The following is a 22,704-nucleotide window of genomic DNA, read 5'->3' on the forward strand; positions in this document are numbered from 1 at the left end:
TGCCGGTGGTGCAGGTGCCCGCCGCGACCCCCGGCGGCTCAGCGGAGGCGAGCGCGCATGACCCTGCGCTGGCGCCTGACGCTGTTCTATACCGGCCTGCTGGCCGCCCTGCTGCTGATCGTCGGGGTGACCACCCTGTACCTGATGCGGAGCAATCTGTTCGACGGCCTCGACGACGAGCTGCTCACCACCTACACCCGCTTCACCAGCACCTCGTTGACGGTGCCGCTGCCCCTGAACAGTGAACGGGCGGGGAACGCGGCGTCCCGGAGTACGCCACCGAGCGGGGTCAGCGAGGCGGCCCTCTCGGCGCGCCTCCAGTATGGCAACTTCATCCTGCAGAGCGAGGAGCTGAGCTTCTACACCCAGCAGAAGCTGATCGACGAGTTGAGCCAGGTGGGGGCCAGTGGGCAGAAGCGCAAGGACTTCTTCACCTATCTCCGCAGCCTTCAGGAGTTCGACCGGCGCTCCCTGAATACCGATTACCGCTACCCGATCACCCTGAGCGACGAACAGCTCGAACAGCTGATCCGCTCGCCCGACGGGCGGCTGACCCTGAACTACGAGCAGCGGGATTCCTTCAGCGATCAGCCGGTGCCCATCCGTCTGCTGGTTCGTCTGACGGCGCTGCGCCCGGTGCCCACCGCTTTTCCCGGCGACGATGAGGGCATTCCGACCATCGTGTACGTGGGCCGCAGCCTGAGCGATGTCCAGAACACCCTGAGTCAGCTCAGCCGGGTGATCGCGCTGCTGTTCCTGATCGGGCTGGCGATTGCCGGTACGGGGGCGTTCGTGCTGGCGGGTCAGGCCCTGCGCCCGCTGCGGCAGGTGCAGCGCGCGGCCGAGAAGATCGGCGGCCAGACGCTGGCCCAGCGGGTGCCGGTGCCCCGAACCGGCGACGAGGTGCAGTCGCTGGCCCAGGCCCTGAACGGCATGTTGGGACGCCTGGAGGCCAGCTTCGAGGCGCAGCGGCGCTTTACCAGCGACGCCAGCCACGAACTCCGCACGCCGGTCACGGCCATCAGCGGGCACGCCAGCTACCTGCTGCGGCGCACCAGCCCCAGCGGGCAGCAGCAGGAGAGCCTGAAGATCATCACCAGCGAGTCCGAGCGGCTGACCAACCTGATCGCCAGCCTGCTGCAGCTGGCCCGCTCGGATTCCGGCGCCCTGACCCTGCAGAAAGCCCCGATCCTGTCCACGCTCTTTCTCTCGGAGATAGCGCGGGAACTGGAGCCGCTGGCCCACTCGCAGCGCACCACCCTGCAGACCAGCGGTCAGGAGGTGGCCTTCGAGGGCGATCCCGACCGGCTCAAGCAGGTGATCATCAACCTGACCAGCAACGCCCTGAAGGCCGGGGCCAAGACCATCACCCTGCAGAGTCAGGCCGTGCTGGACGGCCAGGCGGTGCGCCTGAGCGTACGCGACGACGGCCCCGGCATCCCGGCCGACCAGCTGGAGAGGTTGTTCGACCGCTTCTACCGCCTGGAAGACAGCCGCAGCCGCGATCAGGGCGGCGCCGGCCTGGGCCTGAGCATCGTGCGGGGCATCGTGGAGGCCCACGGCGGCCGGGTCTGGCTGGAGAGCGTGGTGGGCGAGGGCACCGCCGCGCACGTGCAGCTCCCCGTGGGCAACCTGCCGGATCTGGACGACGAGGACGTGCCGTAGGGAGGCAGAAGGTCGAAGGCAGATGGCAGATGGCTCAGGATTTTTAAGCCATTTGCCTTCCGCCTCTACCCCAGCATCAGTTCGTGCAGCTCTTCCATCAGGGCCTCGCCCTCGGCGGTGGTGCGGGCGAGCACGAAGATGGTGTCCTCGCCGGCGATCGTGCCCACGATGTCGTCGCGGCGCAGGCGGTCGAGCAGCATGGCCACTCCGGTCGCGTGGCCGTCGGCGGTGCGGATGACCAGGGTGTTCTCGCCCCGGTCGATGTCGTGCACGAAGTTCTGGAACAGCCGCGCCAGTTCGGCCTCAACGTTGGTGTGCCCGGTCATCTGGGCCAGGGCGTAGCGGTGGCGGCCCTTACCGACCGGCACGCGCACCAGCCTCAGTTCGTTGATGTCGCGGCTGACGGTCGCCTGGGTCACTGCGACGCCCTCCTGGCGCAGGCGTTCGACCAGTTCGCCCTGGGTGGCGATGCTCTCGCGGGCGATGATGTCCTGAATGCGTTTCTGACGTTGTTCCTTGCTCAGCGTGGGCGGCACGCCCGCCATCTTATGCATGAAGTGTGAATTATTCAATCGTGGCGCCGGTCGGGGCCTCCGCCTGCCGCGCCCGCACCCGCAGCGCCTCGTCCAGCAGTCGCCGGGCGACCTCGCGCTTGCTGAGCCGGGGCCAGTCCTCGGAGGAGCCGTCCGGGCGCACCAGGGTGACCTGGTTGTCGTCGCCGCCGAAGGCCGTGCCCTCGCGCGTGGGGTAGTTCAGCAGGATGAAGTCGGCGTTCTTGCGTGCCGCCTTGGCCGCCGCGCGCTCGACCCCGGCGTGCGTCTCCATGGCGAAGCCCACCAGCACGCGCCCGCCCCTCTGCTGACCCAGTTCGGCCAGGATGTCGGGGTTGGGGGTCAGCTGCACGGTCACGTCGCCCGCCACCTTGGCCTGCTTCTCGCCCGAGGCCTGGGCCGCCCGGTAATCCGCCACCGCCGCCGTCATCACCACGATGTCGGCGTCCTGGGCGGCCGCGATCACCGCGCCGCGCAGCTCCAGCGCCGATCCGATGGGCACGACCCTCAGGCCGGGCGGGTCGCTCAGGGTCACCGGCCCGGTCACCAGGGTCACGTCGGCGCCCCGGCTCCGGGCCTCCTCGGCCACCGCGAAACCCATCTTGCCGGAACTGGGATTGGAGATGAAGCGCACCGGGTCGAGGTACTCGCGGGTCGGGCCGGCCGAGACGACCACCTTCAGGCCCACCAGGTCGCGCACCGCGGGCCGCAGGAGTTCCAGCACAAGGGCGGCGACGTCTTCCGGCTCGGCCATGCGGCCCAGACCCGCGCCCTCGCCGCGCGTGCCGAAGGCGCCGACCTCGGGGCCCAGGAACCCGTGCCCCCAGCCGCGCAGCCTCTCCACGTTGGCCTGCACGGCCGGGCTGCGCCACATCGCCTCGTTCATGGCCGGCACCCACAGCACCGGCCCGCGCACGCTGAGCAGGGTCGCCAGCGCGAGGTCGCCCGCGTGGCCGCCGGCCGCGCCTGCCAGCAGCTCGGCCGAGGCGCCCACCACCACCGCGCCGTCCACCCGCGCCAGCCGCAGGTGCAGGGCGTCGGGGCGCGGCTCGAACCAGTGTTCGTCGGTGCCCACCGGGCCGTCCGCGGCCGTGCTCAGGCTCAGCTCGGTGATGAACGCCAGCGCGGCGCGGGTGGCGATCACCTCGACCCGGACGCCGTGCTCGCGCAGGCGCCGCAGCACCGAGGGCGCCTTGACGGCCGCCATGGAGCCCCCCACGATCACCAGCACGGCGGGGGCAGCGGCGCCAGTCTCGGCAGTCTGGCCAGTCTCAGCAGTCACGAGCAGAGTGTACCCAGTGCGGGGCGGGCGCTGCCTGTCGCCGTGAACCTCATACGGATTCCGCTCCATTCCGTCACATCCATGATGCGGACAATTTCGTACCGCCCTCGCTGAACAACTCGGTCATTGCTGTCTGAGACGCTACCTGCGCTCCCCCACGAGGAGGGAGGAGCCCACAAGGTTGTGGGCATCGCCTTTGGAAGGATACCCAGCCAAAACTGTCCGGACTATCGGACATCCAGAACCGAACTGGATGTTCCTCGCTTGCGGCGAAATCCGTCGTTTTGCCTTCGCCCTCCGGTCGGATGGGTTCCGCAAACGGAACCGACCGGACGTCGTCTCAGGTGCCGGTCTGCAGGGCGCCCAGCCCACCGGCGATCATCTGCCCCAGGGTGCGGGCCAGCGCCGCCGGATCGCGCTCCGGATGACGCAGGGCCTCCACGGCCGCCGCCTCCAGCAGCAGGGTCACCACCTCCAGCGCCCAGGGGTGACGCTGGGCGGGGCGGTAGGGCTCGATCAGCCCGGCCAGCCGCGCCAGAAAGTGTTCGCGCTGCTGCCGGAAGATGGGGCCACCGCCGCTCCTCATCAGAAGCAGCAGTTCGCGTTCCCGCAGGAGCGCCCGGAAGACCTCGCTGTAGAGGCTCGACTGGTCGGCGGCGAGCGGGCCGGGCGGGGGGCGCAGCGGCCCGGCGAGGGGCAGGGCGGGCAGCAGCGGGCTCAGGCGTTCCCACAGCAGCGGCAGGCGAACGTCGAGCAGGGCGCGCAGCATGTCCTCGGTAGACGTGAAATAGGTGTAGACCGTGGGCCGCGAGGTGCCCAGGGCCTGCGCCACGTCGTTCATCCCGACCCCCTCGAAGCCGCGCTCGATAAACAGCGTCTCGGCCACCTCCAGAATCCGTTCACGGCGGGTCTCGGCGCTGAGGCGGCGGGCGGCGGGGGCGGACATGCGCGCAGCCTACCACCCTGGCTGACGATCTGTCACTTGACGATCTGTCAATAACACTGTCAAGATGGGCGCATACTCGACGGGTCGCCGACCTCGCCCCGTTTCAGGAGCCCCAGCCCAGGGGTTCTGGCCCAGGAGTCCGAGTCCAGGAGTTCCGGCCCAGGAGCCTCGTCCCAGGAGATCGACATGCCATCCCTCAGATCCCTCCAAGCCGACTACCGCCTGCTGAGCCCCGCCGAACGCAGCCTCTGGCGTCATCCGATGATGTGGCTCTCGGCCGCCGCCATCTCGGCGGTGCCGCTGCTGTACGCCACCATCTACCTCAGCAGTTCGCTCGACCCCTACGGCCGCCTGGAGGCCCTGCCGGTCGCGCTGGTGAACCTCGATCAGGGCGCCACCGCCCGCGGGCCGGACGGCGCGCAGCAGCGTTATGAGCTGGGTGCCGAGGTGATCCGTGACCTGACCAGGGAGCCGAAGTTCCACTACCTGAGCTACCCCAGCCAGCAGGCCGCGCAGGACGCCGTGCGGCGCGGGAAGGCCTATTTCGCCCTGACCATCCCCGCCACCTTCAGCAAGCAGTCGCTGGCGGGGGAGAGCCGGGATCACGGCACCCTGAACTTCTATGTCGCCGAGGGCAGCAACTATTTCGCCAGCCGCGTGGCCGCCACCTTCGCCACGACCCTCAGCGACGAGCTGAACCGCACGCTGGGCGAGACCCGCTGGGAGATCGTGCAGCGCTCCCTGAAACAGGTCGACCAGGGCTTCGCGGACATCCGCCGGGCGACCGGGCAGCTGGCCGACGGCGCGGCGCAGCTCCGGGGCGGCACCCGGCAGCTGCAGTACGGCGCCGGCACCCTGGCCGACGGAGTCCGTCGGGCCGCCGACGGTGGGGCGGAGCTGGAGGGCGGCGCGGGTCGCCTGTCGGGCTCCGTGGCGCAGCTCACCGACGGGACGGGCCGGCTCTCGGGCGGCCTGCGGCAACTGGAGGCGGCCGCCCCGGGCCGCGGGCAGCTCGCGCCCCTGCAGGCCGGCGCGGCGCAGCTCTCGGGGGGCGCCGGCACCCTGGCGGACGGCCTGGGGAAACTCTCGGCCGGTGCGAATGAGCTGTCTCAGGGCGCCCAGAGCGCGACCACCGGCGCCCAGCGGCTGGCCCAGGGCACCGCGCAGCTGGCCGCCCAGGCGCCGCAGCTGCAGTCCGGGCTGGCCCGGCTGTCGGCGGCGGGCACGGCCCTGGCCGGCGGTGCCCGGAGCGCCAGCAGCGGCGCGGCCGACCTGGCGGCGGGCGGTGAGCAGCTGGCGTCCCGGCTGCCGACCCTGCAGAGCAGCCTCGGGCAGCTCGCGGACGGCGCGGCGGGGCTCTCGGACGGCGCGAAGGCGGCGAGCGCCGGGGCGCAGCGGCTCGCGGAGGGCAGCGGCGCCCTGGCCGGCCAGCTCTCACAGCTCCAGGGCGGCCTGGAGGCGGCGAGGCAGGGCGCCCAGCGCGCCAACGCCAGCGCGGCGAACTTCGCCCTGCTGAGCGGGCAGCTGAACAGCTCCCTGAAAAGCCAGGTGCTGGTGCCAGCCCAGGTGCGCGAGGACGTGGCGAAGCTGGAGGGCGGCGCACTGCAGCTGCAGGGGGGCACCAGCAACCTGAACGTGGGGCTGCCGAAGTTCGCGGCCGGCGCACGGCAGGCGAGTGTGGCCGCCCGCCAGCTGCAGACCGGGGCGGCGGGGCTGGCGGGCGGCGCGGCCCGGCTGGACAGCGGCGCCCAGGCCCTCGCCGGGGGGCTCACGGCGGCCCAGGAGGGATCGGAGGCCGCCGTGCAGGGTGCCCGGAGTCTGGGCACGGGGACGAGGAAGCTGGCGGCGGGCACCGCGCAGGTGGCCGACGGGGCTTCCACACTGGCCGCCAGGGTGAGAGACGCCCAGGCGGGAGCGGCGGCGACCTCGCGCGCCGCCCAGCAGCTGAGCGCCGGCGCGGCGGCCCTGACCCGAGGTACCGGGCAGCTCCAGACCGGCGGCGCCACGCTGGCCCGCCGCGCGGCCGAGGCGGCCAGTGGCGCCCGCAGCCTGCAGAGCGGCGCGAAGACCCTGCAGAGCGGCGTGAACACGCTGGTGGACGGCAACGTGAAGATCAAGGAGGCGCTGGGGCAGATCACCCGGCAGCTGCCGGCCCCGGCCGACCTGGGAGCGCTGAAGTCCGGCGCGAACACCCTGGCGCAGAAGACCGGGGAGCTACGGCGCGGCCTGGGCACCCTGGCCGACGGCTCGGACAGGCTGCGGCGCGCCACCGCCGACGTGAACCAGGGCGCCGGGGCGCTGCTGGGCGGCCTGCGAACCCTCCAGGCGAAGGTGCCGCAGAGCGTGGGGCAGATCAGCGGCGACCCCGCCGGCCTGAGCGTGAGCGTGCGTCCAGAGACGCAGGTCTTCGCCGCCGTGAAGAACAACGGCGCGGCCTTCGCCCCGTATTTCATGGCCCTGAGCCTGTGGGTGGGCGTGACCCTGACCACCTTCATCTTTCCGTATTCGCAGCTGCCCCGCACGGGCCGGCGCACCTCGCAGCTCGCGCGCATGGCCCGCAAGGCGGCCACCCCCGCCCTGCTGGTCGTGCTGCAGGCGCTGCTGGTGGTGTGGGGTGTGCAGGCGCTGGGCGTGGACTTCCTGCACCCGGCCCAGGTGCTGGCCACCGCCATCGCGTCCAGCCTGACCTTCCTGGCGCTGGTGCTGGCCCTGATTTTCTGCCTCGGCGCCGCCGGCCGCCTGCTGGCCCTGATCCTGCTGGTGCTGCAGCTCGCGGCCTCGGGCGGCAGCTACCCGGTCGAGCTGGCGCCGCCCTTCTTCCAGACTATCCACAACTGGCTGCCGGTCACGCAGAGTGTGAACGCCCTGCGCCACGCCCTGAGCGGCGCGTTCCAGGGCGGCTACCCCGGTTTCATGCTGAGCCTGCTGGCTATCGCCGCGCTGAGCGTGGGGCTGGGGCTGCTGGGCCGCCGCTGGGAATTCGTGGATGACGAGGACTTCAAGCCGCTGATCTCCGCGCCCATCGTGTCGCAGGAACTTCACCACGACTCGCCGCAGGACGCGCCCAGAGACGCAGTTCGGAGCTGAGCGTCCTGGCCTCTCTCCCGCTGGTCTACTCCAGCCGGAAGGGCAGGTGCTTGGGCACCCAGAACTTGCGCTCCACGAAGGCGCGCAGTTCCTGATCCCCCATGCGGCGGATCTCGAACTCGGTCGCCACGCCGCCTTGCAGGGCCTGCCAGATGACCGCCACCGCGACCTCGATGCTCGCTGCCGAGAGTTCCGAGACCGGCGGATAGATGCGCCCCGGGTGGTGCCGCTCGGTGTAGGCCGCCAGCGCGTAGGCCGCTGCCGTGACCATGTCGTCGGTGACCTCGCGCACGCGGGCCAGGATGGCGCCGAAGCCCAGTCCCGGAAAGATGAAGGCGTTGTTGCCCTGCCCGATGGCGTGGGTCTGCCCGCCGTACTCCACATCGGCAAAGGGGCTGCCGGTGGCGACCAGCGCCGCGCCCCCGGACCAGCGCAGCAGGTCGTCCGGCAGCGCCTCGGTGTGCGCGGTCGGGTTGCTGAGCGGGAAGACCAGCGGGCGCTCCGTGTTCGCCAGCGCGGCGCGCACCACCGCCTCGTCGAAGGTGCCGGGCACGCCCGATAAGCCCAGCAGCACGGTCGCCTTCGCCCCCTGGATCACGTTCAGGAGGTCGGGGCCGGCCCAGCCGGTGGTCAGGGCTCTGGGTGTCGCCAGGGGGCGCTTGTAGTCCTCCATCTCCCGGTCATCGGTGAGCAGGCCGCGCGAGTCGAGCACGAAGACGCGGCGCGGGAGTTCATCGTCCGGCACGCCCTCCCGGCGCAGGCCCTCGCGCATGGCGGCGGCCACCCCCGCGCCGCCCGCGCCCGCCCCGTGGATCACGATGACCTGATCGGCCAGCCGTTCGCCCTTGATGCGGCAGGCGTTCAGCACGCCCGCCAGCACCACCGCGCCGGTGCCCTGGATGTCGTCGTTGAAGCTCGGCACGACCCGCCGGTAGCGGTGCAGGATGGTAAACGCCGCGTCCTTGGAGAAGTCCTCCCACTGGATGATCGCCTTGGGGTATCTCCCCAGGGTGGCCTCCACGAAGGTATCCATGAACTTCAGGTACTCCTCGCCGCTCAGGCGCTCGTGCTTGACGCCCAGGTAATGCGGGTCGTCCCGCAGGTCGGCGCGGCCGGTGCCCACGTCCAGCTCGACGGGCAATGTCTTGTCGGGGCCGACCCCGCCCGCCACCGTGTACAGCGACAGCTTGCCGATGGAGATCGCCATGCCGCCGAAGCCCTGATCCCCGATGCCCAGGATGGCGCTGGAATCGGTCGCCACGATGATCCGCACGTCGTTGAGCGGCACGTTCGCCAGTGCCTGGCGCGCCCGCGAGATGGTCTGCGTGCTGAGGGTCAGGCCGCGCGCGTAGCGGTAGATCTGCGAGAAGCGCTTGACCGCCTCGCCCACGGTGGGCGTGTAGACGATGGGCAGCATCTCCTCGATGTGCTCTGAAAGCAGCGCGTAGAACTGCACCTCGTTGCGATCCTGCAGGTTGCGCAGGAAGGTGTGTCTGCGCATCGGCTCGTCCAGCCGCGAGTACTCGGTGTACAGCCGCTCGACGAGTACCTCCAGCGAGTCCACCTGCGGGGCCAGCAGTCCGTCGAGGCCCAGCACCTCGCGCTCCTCGGCGGTGAAGGCCGTGCCCTTGTTCAGCAGCGGAATGCGGGTCAGGTTGAAGCCCCGGATCAGCGGCACGATGTAGCGGTGCCCGTCCTCGCCGCGCTTCACGTCGTAGTGGTCGGTCAGCGGCAGGTCGCGTCTGGACATGTCCGATCTTGACACGCCCGGCCCTCTTCAGCCCAGCGGATGCCGGTTCATGTCCTTGTACAGCAGGTACTTGCTCCACCCCTTGCCCAGCGCGGCGTACCACTGCGGGCAATACGCGCCCATCCAGATCACGTCCCCGCGCGCCACCGGGTAATAGGCGTCCTGCAGCTTGTACAGGCCCTCGCCCTCCAGCATCAGCAGGCCGTGTTCCATGAGGTGGATTTCCGCGTAGGGCAGCGTGGCGCCCGGCGCGAAACTCATGGTGCTGACCATGAAGTCGAACTCCGGGGTGTCGGGCAGCAGCTTGCGCGCGATGAGGTGGTCGTCGCCCTCGAAGGGGGTGTCGGGGGCGGTGCGCTCGTTGCCCCAGACGACGCCGGGGGCCTCCACGCCCGGCGCGGCCTCGTAGGCTTTCTCGAACACGGAGACGCGGGCGGTGGAGGTGGCCGTGAGCGTGTGTGGGGCGCCGGCCGGCAGGAAGACGTACTCGTACTCGCGCAGCGTGCGCGTTTCGCCGTCCACCGCCACCTCGACTTCCCCCTCCAGCACGAAGGCGAAGCGCTGGTAGCCGTGCTGGGAAGCGTGCGCCACAGCGCCGGAAGGCATCTCCGCTGTGAACTGCACGAAACGCGCCCCCAGCCCCATGACCGGCGCGATGTGCAGGACGACCGCGCTGCCCGGCCATCCGGCCAGTGCCGTGCGGACGAAGGTGTCCGGCGTGATGACCGCGTGCGAGGGTTGCAGGGCGCTGCGGGTGACTCCGAGGTGTTTCAAGTGGGGCTCCTTGGGGGGGCTGATGGCAGAGGGCAGATGGCGGATGGCAGATAGCAGATGGCTCAGGGCATGGACGCCGGGCGAGGCGATGGCCTGAGCAACTTTCCCCGAATCGCATCGACGACGACGCCATGCTCGTAGACCGTTCGACCCCGCGAATACGTCGACCGGACGCGCCCCCGGAAGGTCTGCCCCCGGTAGGGGTTCTGTTCCCAGCGGTCGTGGAGGTCGGTGAGCGTCCACTCTTCGTTCAGGTCGACGAGGGCGAAGTCGGCGTCGGCGCCGACCTCCAGGCGGCCCTTGCCGGGCAGGCGGAAGCGCTGGGCCGGGTTCAGGGCGCTCAGGGCGGCGACCAGCTCCAGGGGCAGGCCACGGCGGTGGTGCCCGCCGTCCAGCAGCACGTTCAGGGTGCTCTGCGCGCCGCTGATGCCGCCCCACAGGGCAAAAAAGTCCGAACTTGTCTTCATGTCCGGCGGGGCGGGCGAGTGGTCGGAGCCGACGATGTCCACGTGCCCGGCCAACAGTTCGCGCCAGAGGTCGTCCTGCACGGCTTTCGGGCGCAGGGGCGGGGCACATTTCAGCGCCGCGCCCACACGCTCCACGTCCTCGTCGGTGAAGTGCAGGTAGTGGGGGCAGGTCTCGATGGACACGTCCACGCCCTTCGCTTTCGCCTCGAAGGCCAGCGCCACCGCCGCGCCCGAGCTGAGATGCACCAGATGCAGCGCCGCGCCGGTGTCCCGGGCGAACAGCAGGGCCCGCCCCACGGCCTCCAGTTCGGTGACGACCGGGCGGGTCTCCAGATAATCCCGCACCCCCGCTTTCCCCTGGGCCCGCGCCGCCTCGGTCAGGCGGCGGGTGAAGTCGTCGCTCTCGGCGTGAGTGGCGACGACCAGCCCCAGGCGGGCGGCGGCCCTCATCCCCTCGTAGAGCGTCAGGTCGTCGGCGGCCGGGAACTCGTCCAGGCCGGAATGCGACATGAAGGCCTTGAAGCCGCACACCCCCGCGGCCGCGAGGTCGTCCAGTTCGCCCAGATTCAGCGGGGTCAGGCCACCCCACAGGCCGAAGTCCAGCCGCGACTTCTCCTCGCCCAGCCGGGCCTTCTCCTCGAAGCGGGCGCGGGTCAGCACGGGGGGCGAGGAGTTCAGCGGCATGTCCACGAAACTGGTCGCCCCGCCGGCCGCCAGGGCCCGCGTGCCGGTCTCGAAGCCCTCCCAGTCGGTGCGGCCCGGTTCATTCAGGTGAACGTGGGCGTCCACCACACCGGGGAAAACGTGCCGGCCGCCGGCGTCCAGCTCCTGCCGGGCGCCGCCCAGTTCCTCGCCCAGCGCCGCGATCTGCCCGCCCGTTATTCCGATGTCCAGGCGCCGCACGCCCTGGGGGGTCACGACCTGGCCGCCGCGCACGATCAGGTCGAAGCTCATGCGCGGGCCTCCTGAGCCAGCCGCTCCAGAAAACGCAGGCCCACGCGCAGGGCGGCCTCGACGTCCTCCGGGTTCACCATCTCGTCCGGGTGGTGGCTCAGGGCGTTGGGCGAGCGGAGAAAGAGCATCGCGGCGGGCATCCGGGTGCTCATGATCATGGCGTCGTGCCCCGCGCCGCTGAGCACGTCGGGCGCGTCCAGGCCGAGGTCGGTCGCCGCCTGCCGCAGCAGACCCTGGAAACGCGCGTCCATCGGCGTGGCGGCCTCTTCCATCTTCGGCGTGATACTCACCGTGACTCCCCGTTCGGCGGCGAAACGTTCGGCGTCGGCCAGCAGCAGGGGCAGGGCGTCCCGGCGCACCTCGTCGCGCTCGTGGCGGATGTCCAGCGTGCAGTGCACCTCGCCGGGCACGATGTTGATGGCCCCCGGCCGCGCCTGCATGACCCCCACGGTCGCTACCAGCCCCGGGGTGGCCCGCGCCCGCTCCTCGGCCGCCACCACGAACCGGGCCGCCGCCGCCAGCGCGTCCCGGCGGTGGGTCATGGGGGTGGTGCCGGCGTGCGCGGCCTGCCCCGTGAAGTCCAGCAGCACGCGGTTCTGGCCCGCGATGGCCGTCACCACGCCCACGCCCGCCCCCGCCGCCTGCAGCACCGGCCCCTGCTCGATGTGGAACTCCAGGTAGCCCAGCGACTCGCTCCGGATCTCCGCGTCCGGCAGCTCGTCCGGGTTCAGGCCATAGGCGCGGATGGCGTCTGAGACAGTCAATCCGTCCTTATCCCGCAACTCCAGCAGCGGCCCCGCCGTGCCGGTCAGCGCCCGTGAGCCGATGAAGGGCACGCCGTAGCGCACGCCCTCCTCCTCGGAGAAGGCCAGCACCTCCAGGGCGTAGGGGAGCGCCTGATCGCGCACGGCCTCGGCCAGCGCGTAGGCCAGCAGCACGCCCAGGATGCCGTCGTAGGCGCCCGCGTTGGGCACGGTGTCGATGTGCGAGCCCAGGTAGAGGGTGGGCGAGTCGGGAGTCGGCCCTTCACGTCGCGAGCGCAGGTTCCCCACCGCGTCGATACGGGTGCTCAGGCCCAGGCGATCCGCCCAGGCCCGCAGGAAGGCGTGGACGCCCCGCGTGGTGGGGCACAGGTACGGGCGCGTCGTCTCGCCGGGGACCTCGGTCAGCGCGGCCAGTTCGCGGCAGGCGGCCAGCACGCGGGCATGGAGTTCGCTCAGGTCGATACTTGGGTTCGCGGTCAAGGGGACACTCCTGGGAAGAGTTCGGGAAACAGATGCTGCGCCTCACGGGGAAAATATGCCGGGCACTCGCGGGCCAGCACCAGATCATCCAGCAGCCGCGCGGCGCCTTCATCATCCGGCATCAGGGATCGGCGTTCGTGGAGGTAGCGCTCGGCGCTTAGCACTGTGCCATCGTCCAGCGGCGCCCCGACCCGTACCCACTGCCAGAGGAGCGCCCGCGCGAGTTCGGCCGTGGCGGTGTCCTCGACCCGCCCGCCGCGCACCACCACGCCGCGCCCCTCCAGCCACGCCGCGAACACGTCCAGCGCGAGGCCGGTGGCATCCCGGACTTCGGAGAGGGGGAGGAGGGTCGGGGTGGGGAGGTCGGTGAGGGTGTGAAGACGGGTTTGTGCTACCCGGTGCAGCTCGTCCAGAGTTGTGGGTCTGCCAGGCCCGTTTAACCCCTCCGGCCCTCCGGGCCACCTCCCCTCAAGGGGAGGCAAGGTGAGAGACTCTTGGCTCCCCTTGAGGGGAGCTGGCCGCGCAGCGGACTGAGGGGTTATAAGTAGCGCAAGCCCCCCCCGCACCGCCTCCACCAGTTCCGGCAGCCCCGCCCAGGCCGCCGTGAAGCCCTGCGCGGCCTCGCGCTCCTTGTCCGCCCGCACCGCGTCCAGCGCCGGTTCGGGATTCGCCGGATCGGGCGCCAGCGAGGCTGTGCCCCCAATGGCCTCGGCGCCGTGCTGACGGCAGACCTGCACCAGCTGTTCGGCGTAGGCGCGCATGGCGGGCACGTCCATCGTGAGTGCCGAGCGGGGCGGTATGGGCGTAGTGCGCGTGGCCCCTAGGTGCTTGACGAGGCTGAACACGTAATCCCAGCGGCCCGCGTTCAGGCCGTAGGCGCGGGTGTGAAGAGCATGGAGAAGCTCGTCGGCCCGCAACAGGCCCCAATACGTCTCGATCTGCAGGCACACGCGCACGGTGTCGGGCTCCAGGCCCAGGTGCGCCTCGGCCAGTGCCAGCGCGTCGTGCCAGAACCGGGCTTCCATGACGGTTTCCAGCTTGGGGATGTAGACATGCGGCGGCCGCCCCGGGCGCGCGGCCAGGACGGCACTCAGGTCGCACAGGGAGGCGATGCCTGGGCCGCCGAAGTTCAGGCCAGGCTCCACCGCGTACAGCGCGCGGGGGCGCACCAGCAGGGGCTTGTCGCTGCCCGTGGCCCACGCCAGCGCGTCGTAGGCCGCCTGCACGTTCGCCCGGGTGGGGGAAAAGGTGTCGTCGAAGTCGATCACCACGGCGTCGGCGTCCGAGTTCAGGGCGCGGCGGAGCATGGCGAGATCGGACGCCTCAACGATCAGTTCCACGCGGCGACCCCGCAGGTCGTCGGGAATGGGCGCCGCCTGAAACTGATGGATGGTAGAGCTGGCTTCACCCGGTGGGGGCGGATCATGCAGCGCCATCCAGCGCGACCGCAACCCCTCGTGCAGGTGTTCGGCCAGCGCGTGGGCGGCGGGGGTCAGATGGAGTGGACTGGGCATGGGCGGCTCCTCCCGTGAGGTCTGCCGATCATGGAGCCCGGATGGTCACTCCGTCCAGCCCAGCCGCGCCGAGATTTCTCCCGCCGCCCGTTGGACATGCGCCAGGACGCGGGGAATGTCCGTCCGGGTCAGGCGCGAGGTCGGCGCGGACACGCTCAGGGCCGCGACCACGGTGCCCAGGGCGTCCCGGATGGGCGCGGCCACGCAGCGCACGCCCAGTTCCCGTTCCTGGTCGTCGTGCGCGTAGCCCTGCTGCCGCACGCGGGCGAGTTCGGCCCGGTAGGCGGCCGGCTGGGTGATCGAGTGCGGCGTGAAGGCCGGGTACGGCCCCTCGCCCAGCGCCCCGCGCACGGTGGCCTCGTCCTGCCAGGCCATCAGCACCTTGCCCACGCCAGAGCAGTGCAGCGGCGCCGAAGCGCCCAGTTGCGTGAACATCCGCACGAGCTGGCGGCCCTCGACCTGCGCGATGTAGACCGCCTGGGAGCCGCGCAGCGCGGCCAGGTTCGCGGACTCGTTCAGCTCGTCCACCAGCGCGTGCATGGGTTCCCGCGCGGCTCCCAGCAGGGCGCCCTGGGCGCTGTAGGCCGAGCCCACCTGCGCCGCCCGGCGGCCCACCCGGAACAGACCGCTGGCCTCGTCCCACTCGGCGAAGTCCTGCTGGCGCAGGGTTTCCAGCAGCCGGTAGGTGGTGCTGGCGGGCAGGCCCACCCGCCGGGCCAGCACGCCCAGCGGCGCCTCGCGCGCCTCGGCCAGGGCCGCCAGCACGCTCAGGCCGCGTTCCAGCGTGCGGACGCTGGCCGCCTCGCCGGAGCGGGCGCGGCCGGCTTTGCCCCTGGCGCCAGCGGTCATCTCAGGCGAGCTGCGCGTAGCCCGGCAGGGTCAGGAAGTCCATCAGCGGGCTCTCGGTGGCGGTGCGCCGGAAGAGGGCGGCAGCTTCAGCGAAGTCCGGCCCCAGCTGCCGCACCTCGTCGTCGTACAGGGCGTCGAAGAGTTCGGGGCTGAGGGGGCGGCCGTCCTCCAGGGTCACGCCGTGGCGCCGCCACTGCCACAGCTGCGCGCGGGAGATCTCGGCGGTGGCGGCATCTTCCATCAGGTTGTGGATCGGCACCGCGCCCGAGCCGCGCAGCCACGCCGCGAGGTACTGGACACCCACGCTGATGTTCGTCCGCACGCCCGCCTCGCTCACCGCGCCGTCCGGGGGCGTCAGCAGGTCGGCGGCCGTGATGGTCAGATCCATCTGCTTGCCGGAGCCGATCTGGTTTGGCGTCGGCATCAGCGCGTCGAAGACCTCAGTCGCCAGCGCCACCATGCCGGGGTGCGCGACCCAGGTGCCGTCGTGGCCGTTCTGGGCCTCGCGCTCCTTGTCGGCGCGCACCTGGGCGAAGGCGCGCTCGTTGGCCTGCGGATCGTTCTTGACCGGAATGAAGGCGCTCATGCCGCCGATGGCCGGGGCGCCGCGCCGGTGGCAGGTCTGGATCGCCAGCCGGGAGTAGTTCTGCATCATCGGCACGGCCATCGTGACCTTCGCCCGGTCGGGCAGGGTGGCGTGCGGGTCTTCGCGGAACTTCTTGATGTACGAAAAGATGTAGTCCCAGCGCCCGCAGTTCAGCCCCGCCGAGTGCTCGCGCAGCTCGTAGAGGATCTCGTCCATCTCGAAGGCGGCCAGGATGGTCTCGATCAGCACCGTGCCCTTGATGGTGCCGCGCCCCAGCCCCAGGCGCTCCTCCGCGAGGCCAAACACCTCGTTCCAGAGCCGCGCTTCCAGATGCGACTCCATCTTGGGGAGGTAGAAGTACGGCCCGGAGCCGCGCGCAAGCAACTCCTTGGCGTTGTGCCACACATACAGCCCGAAGTCGAAGAAGGCGCCGCTCAGCACCTCGCCGTCCACCGTGACGTGTTTTTCCGGCAGGTGCCAGCCGCGCGGCCTGACCAGCAGCACGGCCACCCGGTCGTTCAGCCGGTAGCTCTTGCCGTTCGTTTCCAGGCTGATGGTGCCCCGCACGGCGTCGCGCAGATTGATCTGGCCCCCCACGCAGTTGGCCCACGAGGGGCTGTTGGCGTCCTCGAAATCGGCCATGAACACGCGGGCGCCGGAGTTCAGCGCGTTGATGATCATCTTGCGGTCGACCGGCCCGGTGATCTCCACCCGGCGATCCTGCAGGTCGGCTGGCAGCGGATTGATCATCCAGTCGCCCTCGCGGATGGCGCGGGTCTCCGGCAGGAAGTCGGGTTTCTCCCCGGCGTCCAGCCGCGCCTGCCGCGCCTCGCGGGCCGCCAGCAGCTCGCGGCGGCGCGGGTCGAAGCGGCGGTGCAGCTCGGCCACGAAGGCCAGCGCCTCTGGAGTCAGGATCTCGTCGTAGCCGGGCTGCAGGGGGCCGGAGATGGTCAGGCCGTCGGGCGTGGAGAGGATCGTCATGGGCACTCCTGGGAAACGAGAGGCGGCGGGTTGTTTTTCATCAGATGAACTTGTTTTTCAATCTATGACATGAAGTCAGAGCTGACAATTGTTCGTGACCGGGTGACAGGGTGGTAGGGAGAAAGTTATACTCCTGCCGTGAAAACGGCGATTTCGCTTGCAGACAGCCTGTACCAGCGCGCCGAGCGGCTGGCCCGCCTGCGCCGGCTTTCGCGCAGCGAACTGTATGCCGCCGCGCTCCGCGACTATCTGGATCGGCATGAAGCCGCCGACGTCACGGATCAACTGAACGACCTCTATGCTGGGGAAGACAGCACACTGAGCCCGGAACTTCGGGAACTGGGCTTGGAGGCTGTGCGGACATCCCAGTCTGACCCTCCATGAGGCGTGGCGAGGTCTGGGACATCCGTTATCCCCTGGTCGCGCGCGAAAACTCCGAGCCGTATGGGCATGGGCCGGTGGTGATCATCTCCAGCGACCGCTTCAACGAGAGTGCCATCCGGACGGTGCTCATCGCCGTCCTGACCAGCAACCTGCGTCTGGAACGCGCGCCCGGCAACGTCCTGCTGATCGCCGATAGCGGCAATGGCCTGGCTTCCGACAGCGTGCTGAACGTGTCCCAGCTGCTGGTGGTCGATAAGGCCCGGCTGGTCTCCAGGCGCGGCGCCATAGACGAGGTCAGCCTGGAACTGCTGGACAGAGGATTGAAACTCGTGCTGGCCCTGATCTAGTCCAGGCCCACCGCGATCATCCGCAGGTCGTTCAGGTTGTGCCCGGTCGGCCCGGTGACGAACGCGTCGCCCAGCGCGGCGAAGAAGGTGCCCGAGTCGTTGCGGGCCAGAAAGTCGTCCAAGTTCAGCCCTGCCGCTTCAGCCCGCCCCCGGCTGTCCGGGGTCAGGAACGCGCCCGCCGCGTCGCTGCTGCCGTCGAGGCCGTCCGAGCCGGCCGAGAGGGCAAAGACCCCCAGGCTTCCCAGCTCACGCAGCAGCCCCAGCGCGAACTCCTGATTGCGGCCGCCCACGCCGTCGCCGCGCACGGTAACTGTTGCCTCGCCGCCCGAGAGCAGCACGACCGGGGGCGCGGCGGGCGTTCCGCGCTCCAGCACGCTGCGAACTGTGGCGGCGTGGAAGCGGGCCAGCCGGCTCACCTCGCCCGCGAAGGCGTCGCCCAGGATCAGCGTCCGCACGCCCCGGACTTCCAGCGACGCCTGCGCCGCCTCCAGCAGCAGGCGGCCCCCACCGATCACCGTATTCGTGACGTTCGGGAGGGTCTTTGGCGTATCCGGCACCTCGCCCGCCACGCCCCGCAGGAGATGGGCGCGGGCCTCCGGGGCGTCCAGGCCGTAGCTGTCCAGCACCGCCAGCGCGTCCGCGAAGGTGGTCTGATCCGGCACGGTGGGGCCGCTGGCGATGGTCGCCGGATGGTCGCCCACCACGTCCGAGATCAGCAGGGCGCGCACCCGGGCGCGCGTTGCCGCTGCCAGCCGTCCGCCTTTGATCCGCGAGAGGTGCCTGCGAACCGTGTTGATCTCGCGGATGTCGGCCCCGGCGCGCAGCAGCCCCTCGGTCAGCGCCTGCTTGTGCTCCAGCGTCAGGCCGTCCGGGGCGCACAGCAGGGCGCTGCCGCCCCCCGAGACGAGCAGGAGCGCCTCCTGATCCGCGTGCAGCGCGGACAGCCGCGCCAGTGCCGTCTCCGCCGCCCGCACGCTCGATTCGTCCGGCACGGGATGGCGGCCGGAGACGACCTCCACGTGGCCGGGCAGGTCGAGGGTGGAGGTTCCTGCCGGGGGCACCACCAGCGCCGGTACGCCCGGATACGCCTCCAGCGCCGAGCGCGCCATCGGCACCGCCGCCTTCCCGAAGGCCAGGACGAAGTCCGGCCGCGACCCGAGCAGGTGCGGCCGGAGCAGGTGTTCCGGGCTCACGGCCGCCAGCGCGGCGCGGTACGTATCTTCCAGCAGGCGGCGAACATCCACCGGATCACTGTAAACCGGCCCGCTTCAGCGGTCGCGGTATTCGGGGAGGTTGCGCCAGGGGTGAAGCACGTTCGGCGCCGTGTCCAGCCTCGCGGCGCTGATGGTGTTCGAGGGCCGCCAGGGCACCGGGCTGCCGGGCTGCGAGCCGGCCGTGTACGAGGTCGAGACGCCCGGATCGGTCACGGTGACGAGCAGGTTCCAGCCGCGCTTGAGGGCGAAAGTCGTATCGATCTTGCCCAGGCCCAGGCAGTCGCCCCTGAACTTCACGGTGGCGTCCTGGGTGGCGAACCACCACGCGCGGTAATTCAGCGCCGCCCTGGCCGGGTCGAGTTCCGCGATCAGGCTCTGCCCCTTGTCCGTGTTCAGGTCGTTGATGGGGTAGACCTTGAGCGTCGGCGGCGCGCTGGTCTGCGGGTTGGTACAGGCCCCGAATACGTCGGGCACGCTGAACAGCAGCTTGGCGTTCGTGGAGGTCATGGTCGCCACCCTGGGCAGGCCCAGGTCGAAGACGCCGGTGGCATTCACGGGGGCCGATACGGGCAGTTCGTCCGGTTTCACGCTGGCAGCGTCCCCAGCCTTGAAGGGCGTGATCTGCCCGGGAATCCGGCCCGCGACCTCGGCCGCCGTCGGCGGAGGCGTCGGGTTGGGCGGGGGCGTCGGAGTCGGCTGGGGTGCCGGAGTGGGGGTCGGCTGGGGTTGGGGGGCAGGCGGCGTCCCTCCGCCACACGCGGCCAGCAGCGCCGTCAGGCCGGTCAGGAGCGGCAGCGTCAGCCGGGTCACGGTCGGTCGGGAAGCCATGCGGTCAGCCTGACCTCCGGGCCTGACCCTGGGGTGGCACTTCTCTTCAGCCGGGTGCCAGGGTTTTCTCACCCCCCGGTCAGTTCTGATCACGGCCCCCGGTGCCCGCTGTGCCCCAGAATGTGGCCTGAGGTAGCCCTGTGACCGCCCGACGCCTGCTGACCCTGACCGAGATCAACGCCCTGGAGGCCCTTGCGTTCGAGACCCACTTCGCGGGCGTCCTCGAACATTCGCCCCGGTACGCCGCCCAGGTCGCGGCCGGACGCCCCTACCGCAGCGTGGAGGCGCTGGCCGCTGCCTTCGCCGCCGCCTTCACGTCCGATACGCCCGACGCCCAGCTCGCGCTGATCCGCGCCCACCCCGACCTGGCGGGCAAGGCGGCGCTGGCCGGCGACCTGACCCGGGAGAGCGCCAGCGAACAGGCCTCGGCCGGACTGGATCGCCTGAGCCCCGAGGAGTACGCCGAATTCCACCGCCTGAACGCCGCCTACCACGACCGCTTCGGCCTGCCCTACGTGGTCTGCGTGCGCGAGCACAGCAAGGAAAGCATTTTCGAGGGTGCCCGCCGCCGGCTCTCGAACACGCCGGAGCAGGAGCGCCGGGCGGCGCTGCACGAAATCGGCCGGATCGCCCGCCTGCGGGTGCTCGATCTGGTTCAGGAGGAAGGACATGACTGAAAGCGTGAAGGTCAAGGTGAAGCTGGGCGAGAACAACTACGGCAAGGCCGACGTGCAGCTGTTCAAGGTGTACCGGGGCACGCCGCGCCACCGCATTCGCGACGTGAACGTGCGGGTGGCCCTCACCGGCGATTTCGGGGCCGCCCACAAAGGCGGCGACAACACCGGCCTGCTCGCCACCGATACCGTGCGGAACACCATCTACGGCCTGGCCAAAGAGGGCTTCGCGGGCAGCGTCGAGGAGTTCGGCCAGGAACTGCTGGCCCATTTCGTGCGGGTCGGCCCGAAGGTCACGGGCGGCTTCGCGGAGTTCACCGAACATCTCTGGGAACGGCTGCCCGGCGCCGATGATCAGGGCCACGACCACGGCTTCGTGCGTCAGATGCCCAAGCACACCGTCCGGGTCGAGACCTCCGATGGGCAGAGTTTCAAGGTCACGTCCGGCATCGAGGAACTCTCCGTCCTTAAGACCACCGAGAGCGGCTGGGCGGGCTACCTGCTGGATGAGCGCTTCACCACGCTGCCCGAGTCGACCGACCGCATCATGGCGACCGTGGTGACCGCGAAGTGGGAATACGCCGCCGAAACGTGCGACTACGACGACGTGTGGCAGCGGGCCTACGACCAGGTTCAGCGCACCTTCACCGACCACTACTCGCCCAGCCTCCAGCACACCCTGTACCGGCTGGGCGAGGCCGTGCTGGGCGCGTGCCCGGAGATGTCCCGCATCTGGTTCCAGCTGCCCAACCGCCACCACCTGAAATACAACCTGGAGCGCTTCGGCCTGGAGAACGACAACGAGATCTTCCACGTCGACCCCGAACCCTACGGGCTGATGGAAGCCTGGATCGAGCGCGCATGACCGGCGCGGGCCTGAGTACGCACGTGCTGGACACGGCGCAGGGGCGGCCAGCGGCGGGCATCCGCGTGGAACTCTTCGGCATCGACGGCGAACTGCGCCACCACCTCGCCCAGGCCGTGACCAACGCCGACGGCCGCACGGACACGCCGCTGATCGAGCGCGGCGCCCTGCAGGCGGGCACCTACGAGCTGACCTTCCATGTCGGTGCCTACTATTCCGACTTCCCCGCCGCGCCCACGCCCCCCTTTCTGGACGTGGTGACCCTGCGCTTCACGGTGGCCGACGCCTCGGCGCACTACCACGTGCCGCTGGTCATGACGCCCTGGGCGTACTCGACGTACCGGGGGAGCTGAAGCTTCAGGCCAGCAGCCCTATCCCAGCACCTCCGCCACTGCCGCCGCGAAGACCTCGCTGTGCCGATCCACGTCGGCCTCGGTGTGGAAGGGGCTGAGCAGCGCCATGTTGTGGAAGGGCGTGAGCAGGATGCCCCGGTTGAGCGCATACAGGTGCATGAAGGCGTCCAGGTCGGCGTCGATGGCGGCCGCCGCCTGCGCCCCGTTCCTCGGCGGCGGGCAGAACCAGTATTCGGCGCGGCTGCCGAGCTGCTGCACGCTCCAGCCCAGGCCGTGGCGGTCGATGGTGGCCTGCACGCCCTGCGCCCAGCGCGCGGCCAGGGGAATGGTCAGGGCGAAGTCCTCCTCCCGCAGCGCGTTTGCCAGGGTGGCGCGCATGGCGGCCAGGGCCAGGGCGTTGCCGGTCAGCGTGCCGCCCAGGCCGCTCACGTCCACGTCGTCGCTGCGAAGGAAGCTGTCCAGCGCGTCGGCAATGGGCTGGGTCATGGCATAGGCGGCGGCCGGCATCCCACCGCCGATGGGTTTGCCGATCACGAAGAAGTCCGGCTCCAGGCCCCACTCGCGCGTAGCGCCGCCCGGCCCCAGGCAGATGGTGTGGGTCTCGTCGATCACCAGATACGCGCCGTACCGGGTGCACAGCGCCCGCAGCCCCGCCAGGAAGCCCTCGTCCGGCGGCACGATGCCGATGTTGGTGAGAGCGGGCTCGGTCAGCACGGCCGCCACGTCCCCCTGCCGGAGCTGCGCCTCCACTGAATCCAGGTCGTTGAACTGCGCCACGCGCGCGATCTCTGCCGGCGGCACCGCCCAGCCCAGGTTGCCGGGGCGCGGGATAACGTGCCCGGCAGCGTCTACGGTCACCAGACTCTCGTCCACCGTGCCGTGGTAGCTGTAATCGAAGACCAGCACCTTGCGCCTGCCCGTCAGTTGCCGCGCCAGACGCAGCACGAAGCGGTTGGCGTCGGTGGCGGTCATGGCGAACTGCCACCTCGCCATGCCGAAGCGGCGATGCAGTTCGGCCGCCACCCAGGCGGCGTCCCCCGAGGGCAGCATGGTCGTGATGCCCCGCCGGGCCTGCGCCGAGAGGGCGTCCGCGACCACGCTCAGCCCGTGGCCGGTCATGGCCCCGGTGTCGCCCAGGCAGAAGTCGATGAAGTCGTGCCCGTCGGCGTCGCGGAAGTGCGCGCCCTGCGCCCCCGTGAAAAAGAGCGGGTGGTCGCCGGGCCAGCGTGTCATCCAGGGCATCGGCACGCCCGAGAGCAGGTGGGCGCCAGCCTCGCGCGCCAGGGCGGCCGACTCCCTGTTCCGGTCGCGGAAGCTTTGCCGCTCGCGTTCATGCAGGGCGTGCAGGCGGGCGCGGTCGATGGTGGGGGAGAGGGTGGGCATGGGGGC

Annotated in this window: 20 protein-coding genes; 7 read left to right on the forward strand and 13 right to left on the reverse strand. The window is 70.7% G+C overall.

Going from position 1 to position 22,704, the window contains the following annotated elements; all coding sequences use genetic code 11:
* Positions 1–57 precede the first annotated feature (57 nt).
* Positions 58–1,665, forward strand: a complete 1,608-nt coding sequence (locus CVO96_RS11275; protein ID WP_103312316.1) for a sensor histidine kinase — start codon at positions 58–60, stop codon at positions 1,663–1,665.
* Positions 1,666–1,730: 65 nt separating this feature from the next.
* On the opposite strand, the gene argR is transcribed toward CVO96_RS11275, so the two are convergent.
* The 3 genes from argR to CVO96_RS11290 all read right to left on the reverse strand — a co-directional run bounded on the left by argR (position 1,731) and on the right by CVO96_RS11290 (position 4,444).
* Complete coding sequence (gene argR / locus CVO96_RS11280) at positions 1,731–2,219, reverse strand: arginine repressor (RefSeq protein ID WP_103312317.1); 489 nt, start codon at positions 2,217–2,219, stop codon at positions 1,731–1,733.
* A gap of 10 nt (positions 2,220–2,229) precedes the next feature.
* Positions 2,230–3,498, reverse strand: coding sequence for a bifunctional phosphopantothenoylcysteine decarboxylase/phosphopantothenate--cysteine ligase CoaBC (gene coaBC / locus CVO96_RS11285; RefSeq protein WP_279327008.1), 1,269 nt, complete (start codon positions 3,496–3,498; stop codon positions 2,230–2,232).
* A gap of 340 nt (positions 3,499–3,838) precedes the next feature.
* On the reverse strand, positions 3,839–4,444 hold the full coding sequence (locus CVO96_RS11290; protein ID WP_103312319.1) for a TetR/AcrR family transcriptional regulator: 606 nt from the start codon (positions 4,442–4,444) through the stop codon (positions 3,839–3,841).
* Between the two features lie 186 nt (positions 4,445–4,630).
* Here CVO96_RS11290 and CVO96_RS11295 point away from each other — a divergent pair, with 186 nt between their 5' ends.
* Positions 4,631–7,531 (forward strand): YhgE/Pip domain-containing protein, encoded by a 2,901-nt coding sequence (locus CVO96_RS11295; RefSeq protein ID WP_103312320.1) that lies wholly within the window; start codon positions 4,631–4,633, stop codon positions 7,529–7,531.
* Positions 7,532–7,556: 25 nt separating this feature from the next.
* Here CVO96_RS11295 and CVO96_RS11300 read toward each other — a convergent pair whose 3' ends face one another.
* The 7 genes from CVO96_RS11300 to aceB form a co-directional block, all read right to left on the reverse strand.
* Positions 7,557–9,281, reverse strand: a complete 1,725-nt coding sequence (locus CVO96_RS11300; protein WP_103312321.1) for an NAD-dependent malic enzyme — start codon at positions 9,279–9,281, stop codon at positions 7,557–7,559.
* A gap of 27 nt (positions 9,282–9,308) precedes the next feature.
* A complete protein-coding gene (allE, locus tag CVO96_RS11305; RefSeq protein ID WP_103312322.1) occupies positions 9,309–10,055 on the reverse strand; it encodes a (S)-ureidoglycine aminohydrolase in 747 nt (248 codons plus the stop codon).
* Positions 10,056–10,117: 62 nt separating this feature from the next.
* Positions 10,118–11,476, reverse strand: a complete 1,359-nt coding sequence (locus CVO96_RS11310; protein ID WP_103312323.1) for an allantoinase — start codon at positions 11,474–11,476, stop codon at positions 10,118–10,120.
* The gene (locus tag CVO96_RS11315; protein WP_103312324.1) at positions 11,473–12,720 is read right to left on the reverse strand and encodes an allantoate amidohydrolase; all 1,248 of its coding nucleotides are present in this window, start codon (positions 12,718–12,720) and stop codon (positions 11,473–11,475) included. The genes CVO96_RS11310 and CVO96_RS11315 overlap by 4 nt, the downstream gene beginning before the upstream one ends.
* Complete coding sequence (locus CVO96_RS21280) at positions 12,717–14,234, reverse strand: aldolase/citrate lyase family protein (RefSeq protein ID WP_207795301.1); 1,518 nt, start codon at positions 14,232–14,234, stop codon at positions 12,717–12,719. Before CVO96_RS21280 ends, CVO96_RS11315 begins: the two co-directional genes overlap by 4 nt.
* A 45-nt stretch (positions 14,235–14,279) precedes the next feature.
* The gene (locus CVO96_RS11325) at positions 14,280–15,083 is read right to left on the reverse strand and encodes an IclR family transcriptional regulator (RefSeq protein WP_103312325.1); all 804 of its coding nucleotides are present in this window, start codon (positions 15,081–15,083) and stop codon (positions 14,280–14,282) included.
* Position 15,084: 1 nt separating this feature from the next.
* The gene (aceB, locus tag CVO96_RS11330) at positions 15,085–16,650 is read right to left on the reverse strand and encodes a malate synthase A (RefSeq protein WP_103312326.1); all 1,566 of its coding nucleotides are present in this window, start codon (positions 16,648–16,650) and stop codon (positions 15,085–15,087) included.
* 138 nt (positions 16,651–16,788) lie between these two features.
* Here aceB and CVO96_RS11335 point away from each other — a divergent pair, with 138 nt between their 5' ends.
* Together CVO96_RS11335 and CVO96_RS11340 are read left to right on the forward strand one after the other, a co-directional pair.
* A complete protein-coding gene (locus CVO96_RS11335) occupies positions 16,789–17,034 on the forward strand; it encodes a ChpI protein (RefSeq protein WP_103312327.1) in 246 nt (81 codons plus the stop codon).
* Complete coding sequence (locus CVO96_RS11340; RefSeq protein WP_103312328.1) at positions 17,031–17,381, forward strand: type II toxin-antitoxin system PemK/MazF family toxin; 351 nt, start codon at positions 17,031–17,033, stop codon at positions 17,379–17,381. Before CVO96_RS11335 ends, CVO96_RS11340 begins: the two co-directional genes overlap by 4 nt.
* Here the strand turns inward: CVO96_RS11340 and CVO96_RS11345 are convergent.
* Complete coding sequence (locus CVO96_RS11345; RefSeq protein ID WP_103312329.1) at positions 17,378–18,625, reverse strand: glycerate kinase type-2 family protein; 1,248 nt, start codon at positions 18,623–18,625, stop codon at positions 17,378–17,380. The genes CVO96_RS11340 and CVO96_RS11345 overlap by 4 nt on opposite strands.
* Before the next feature lie 24 nt (positions 18,626–18,649).
* Positions 18,650–19,423 (reverse strand): hypothetical protein, encoded by a 774-nt coding sequence (locus tag CVO96_RS21285; protein WP_207795302.1) that lies wholly within the window; start codon positions 19,421–19,423, stop codon positions 18,650–18,652.
* Between the two features lie 140 nt (positions 19,424–19,563).
* Between CVO96_RS21285 and uraD the strand changes: the two genes are divergently transcribed.
* The 3 genes from uraD to uraH are packed head-to-tail and all read left to right on the forward strand — an operon-like array spanning position 19,564 to position 21,315.
* Positions 19,564–20,100: a 2-oxo-4-hydroxy-4-carboxy-5-ureidoimidazoline decarboxylase gene (gene uraD / locus CVO96_RS21440; protein ID WP_243398307.1), complete on the forward strand. Its 537-nt coding sequence runs from the start codon at positions 19,564–19,566 to the stop codon at positions 20,098–20,100.
* Complete coding sequence (gene pucL / locus CVO96_RS21445; protein ID WP_103312332.1) at positions 20,093–20,962, forward strand: factor-independent urate hydroxylase; 870 nt, start codon at positions 20,093–20,095, stop codon at positions 20,960–20,962. Before uraD ends, pucL begins: the two co-directional genes overlap by 8 nt.
* Positions 20,959–21,315 (forward strand): hydroxyisourate hydrolase, encoded by a 357-nt coding sequence (gene uraH, locus CVO96_RS11370; RefSeq protein WP_103312333.1) that lies wholly within the window; start codon positions 20,959–20,961, stop codon positions 21,313–21,315. The genes pucL and uraH overlap by 4 nt, the downstream gene beginning before the upstream one ends.
* Positions 21,316–21,333: 18 nt before the next feature.
* On the opposite strand, the gene CVO96_RS11375 is transcribed toward uraH, so the two are convergent.
* Complete coding sequence (locus CVO96_RS11375; RefSeq protein ID WP_103312334.1) at positions 21,334–22,698, reverse strand: transaminase; 1,365 nt, start codon at positions 22,696–22,698, stop codon at positions 21,334–21,336.
* Between the last annotated feature and the right edge of the window lie 6 nt (positions 22,699–22,704).

Origin of the sequence: Deinococcus koreensis, from assembly GCF_002901445.1 — a bacterium.
GTDB lineage: Bacteria > Deinococcota > Deinococci > Deinococcales > Deinococcaceae > Deinococcus > Deinococcus koreensis.

Coding starts and splice junctions, on each gene's coding strand:
- CVO96_RS11275 (WP_103312316.1), top strand. CDS start 58: ATGACCCTGCGCTGGCGCCTGACGCTGTTCTATACCGGCCTGCTGGCC.
- argR (WP_103312317.1), bottom strand. CDS start 2,219: ATGCATAAGATGGCGGGCGTGCCGCCCACGCTGAGCAAGGAACAACGT.
- CVO96_RS11290 (WP_103312319.1), bottom strand. CDS start 4,444: ATGTCCGCCCCCGCCGCCCGCCGCCTCAGCGCCGAGACCCGCCGTGAA.
- CVO96_RS11295 (WP_103312320.1), top strand. CDS start 4,631: ATGCCATCCCTCAGATCCCTCCAAGCCGACTACCGCCTGCTGAGCCCC.
- CVO96_RS11300 (WP_103312321.1), bottom strand. CDS start 9,281: ATGTCCAGACGCGACCTGCCGCTGACCGACCACTACGACGTGAAGCGC.
- CVO96_RS11310 (WP_103312323.1), bottom strand. CDS start 11,476: ATGAGCTTCGACCTGATCGTGCGCGGCGGCCAGGTCGTGACCCCCCAG.
- CVO96_RS21280 (WP_207795301.1), bottom strand. CDS start 14,234: ATGCCCAGTCCACTCCATCTGACCCCCGCCGCCCACGCGCTGGCCGAA.
- CVO96_RS11325 (WP_103312325.1), bottom strand. CDS start 15,083: ATGACCGCTGGCGCCAGGGGCAAAGCCGGCCGCGCCCGCTCCGGCGAG.
- aceB (WP_103312326.1), bottom strand. CDS start 16,650: ATGACGATCCTCTCCACGCCCGACGGCCTGACCATCTCCGGCCCCCTG.
- CVO96_RS11340 (WP_103312328.1), top strand. CDS start 17,031: ATGAGGCGTGGCGAGGTCTGGGACATCCGTTATCCCCTGGTCGCGCGC.
- CVO96_RS21285 (WP_207795302.1), bottom strand. CDS start 19,423: ATGGCTTCCCGACCGACCGTGACCCGGCTGACGCTGCCGCTCCTGACC.
- pucL (WP_103312332.1), top strand. CDS start 20,093: ATGACTGAAAGCGTGAAGGTCAAGGTGAAGCTGGGCGAGAACAACTAC.
- uraH (WP_103312333.1), top strand. CDS start 20,959: ATGACCGGCGCGGGCCTGAGTACGCACGTGCTGGACACGGCGCAGGGG.
- CVO96_RS11375 (WP_103312334.1), bottom strand. CDS start 22,698: ATGCCCACCCTCTCCCCCACCATCGACCGCGCCCGCCTGCACGCCCTG.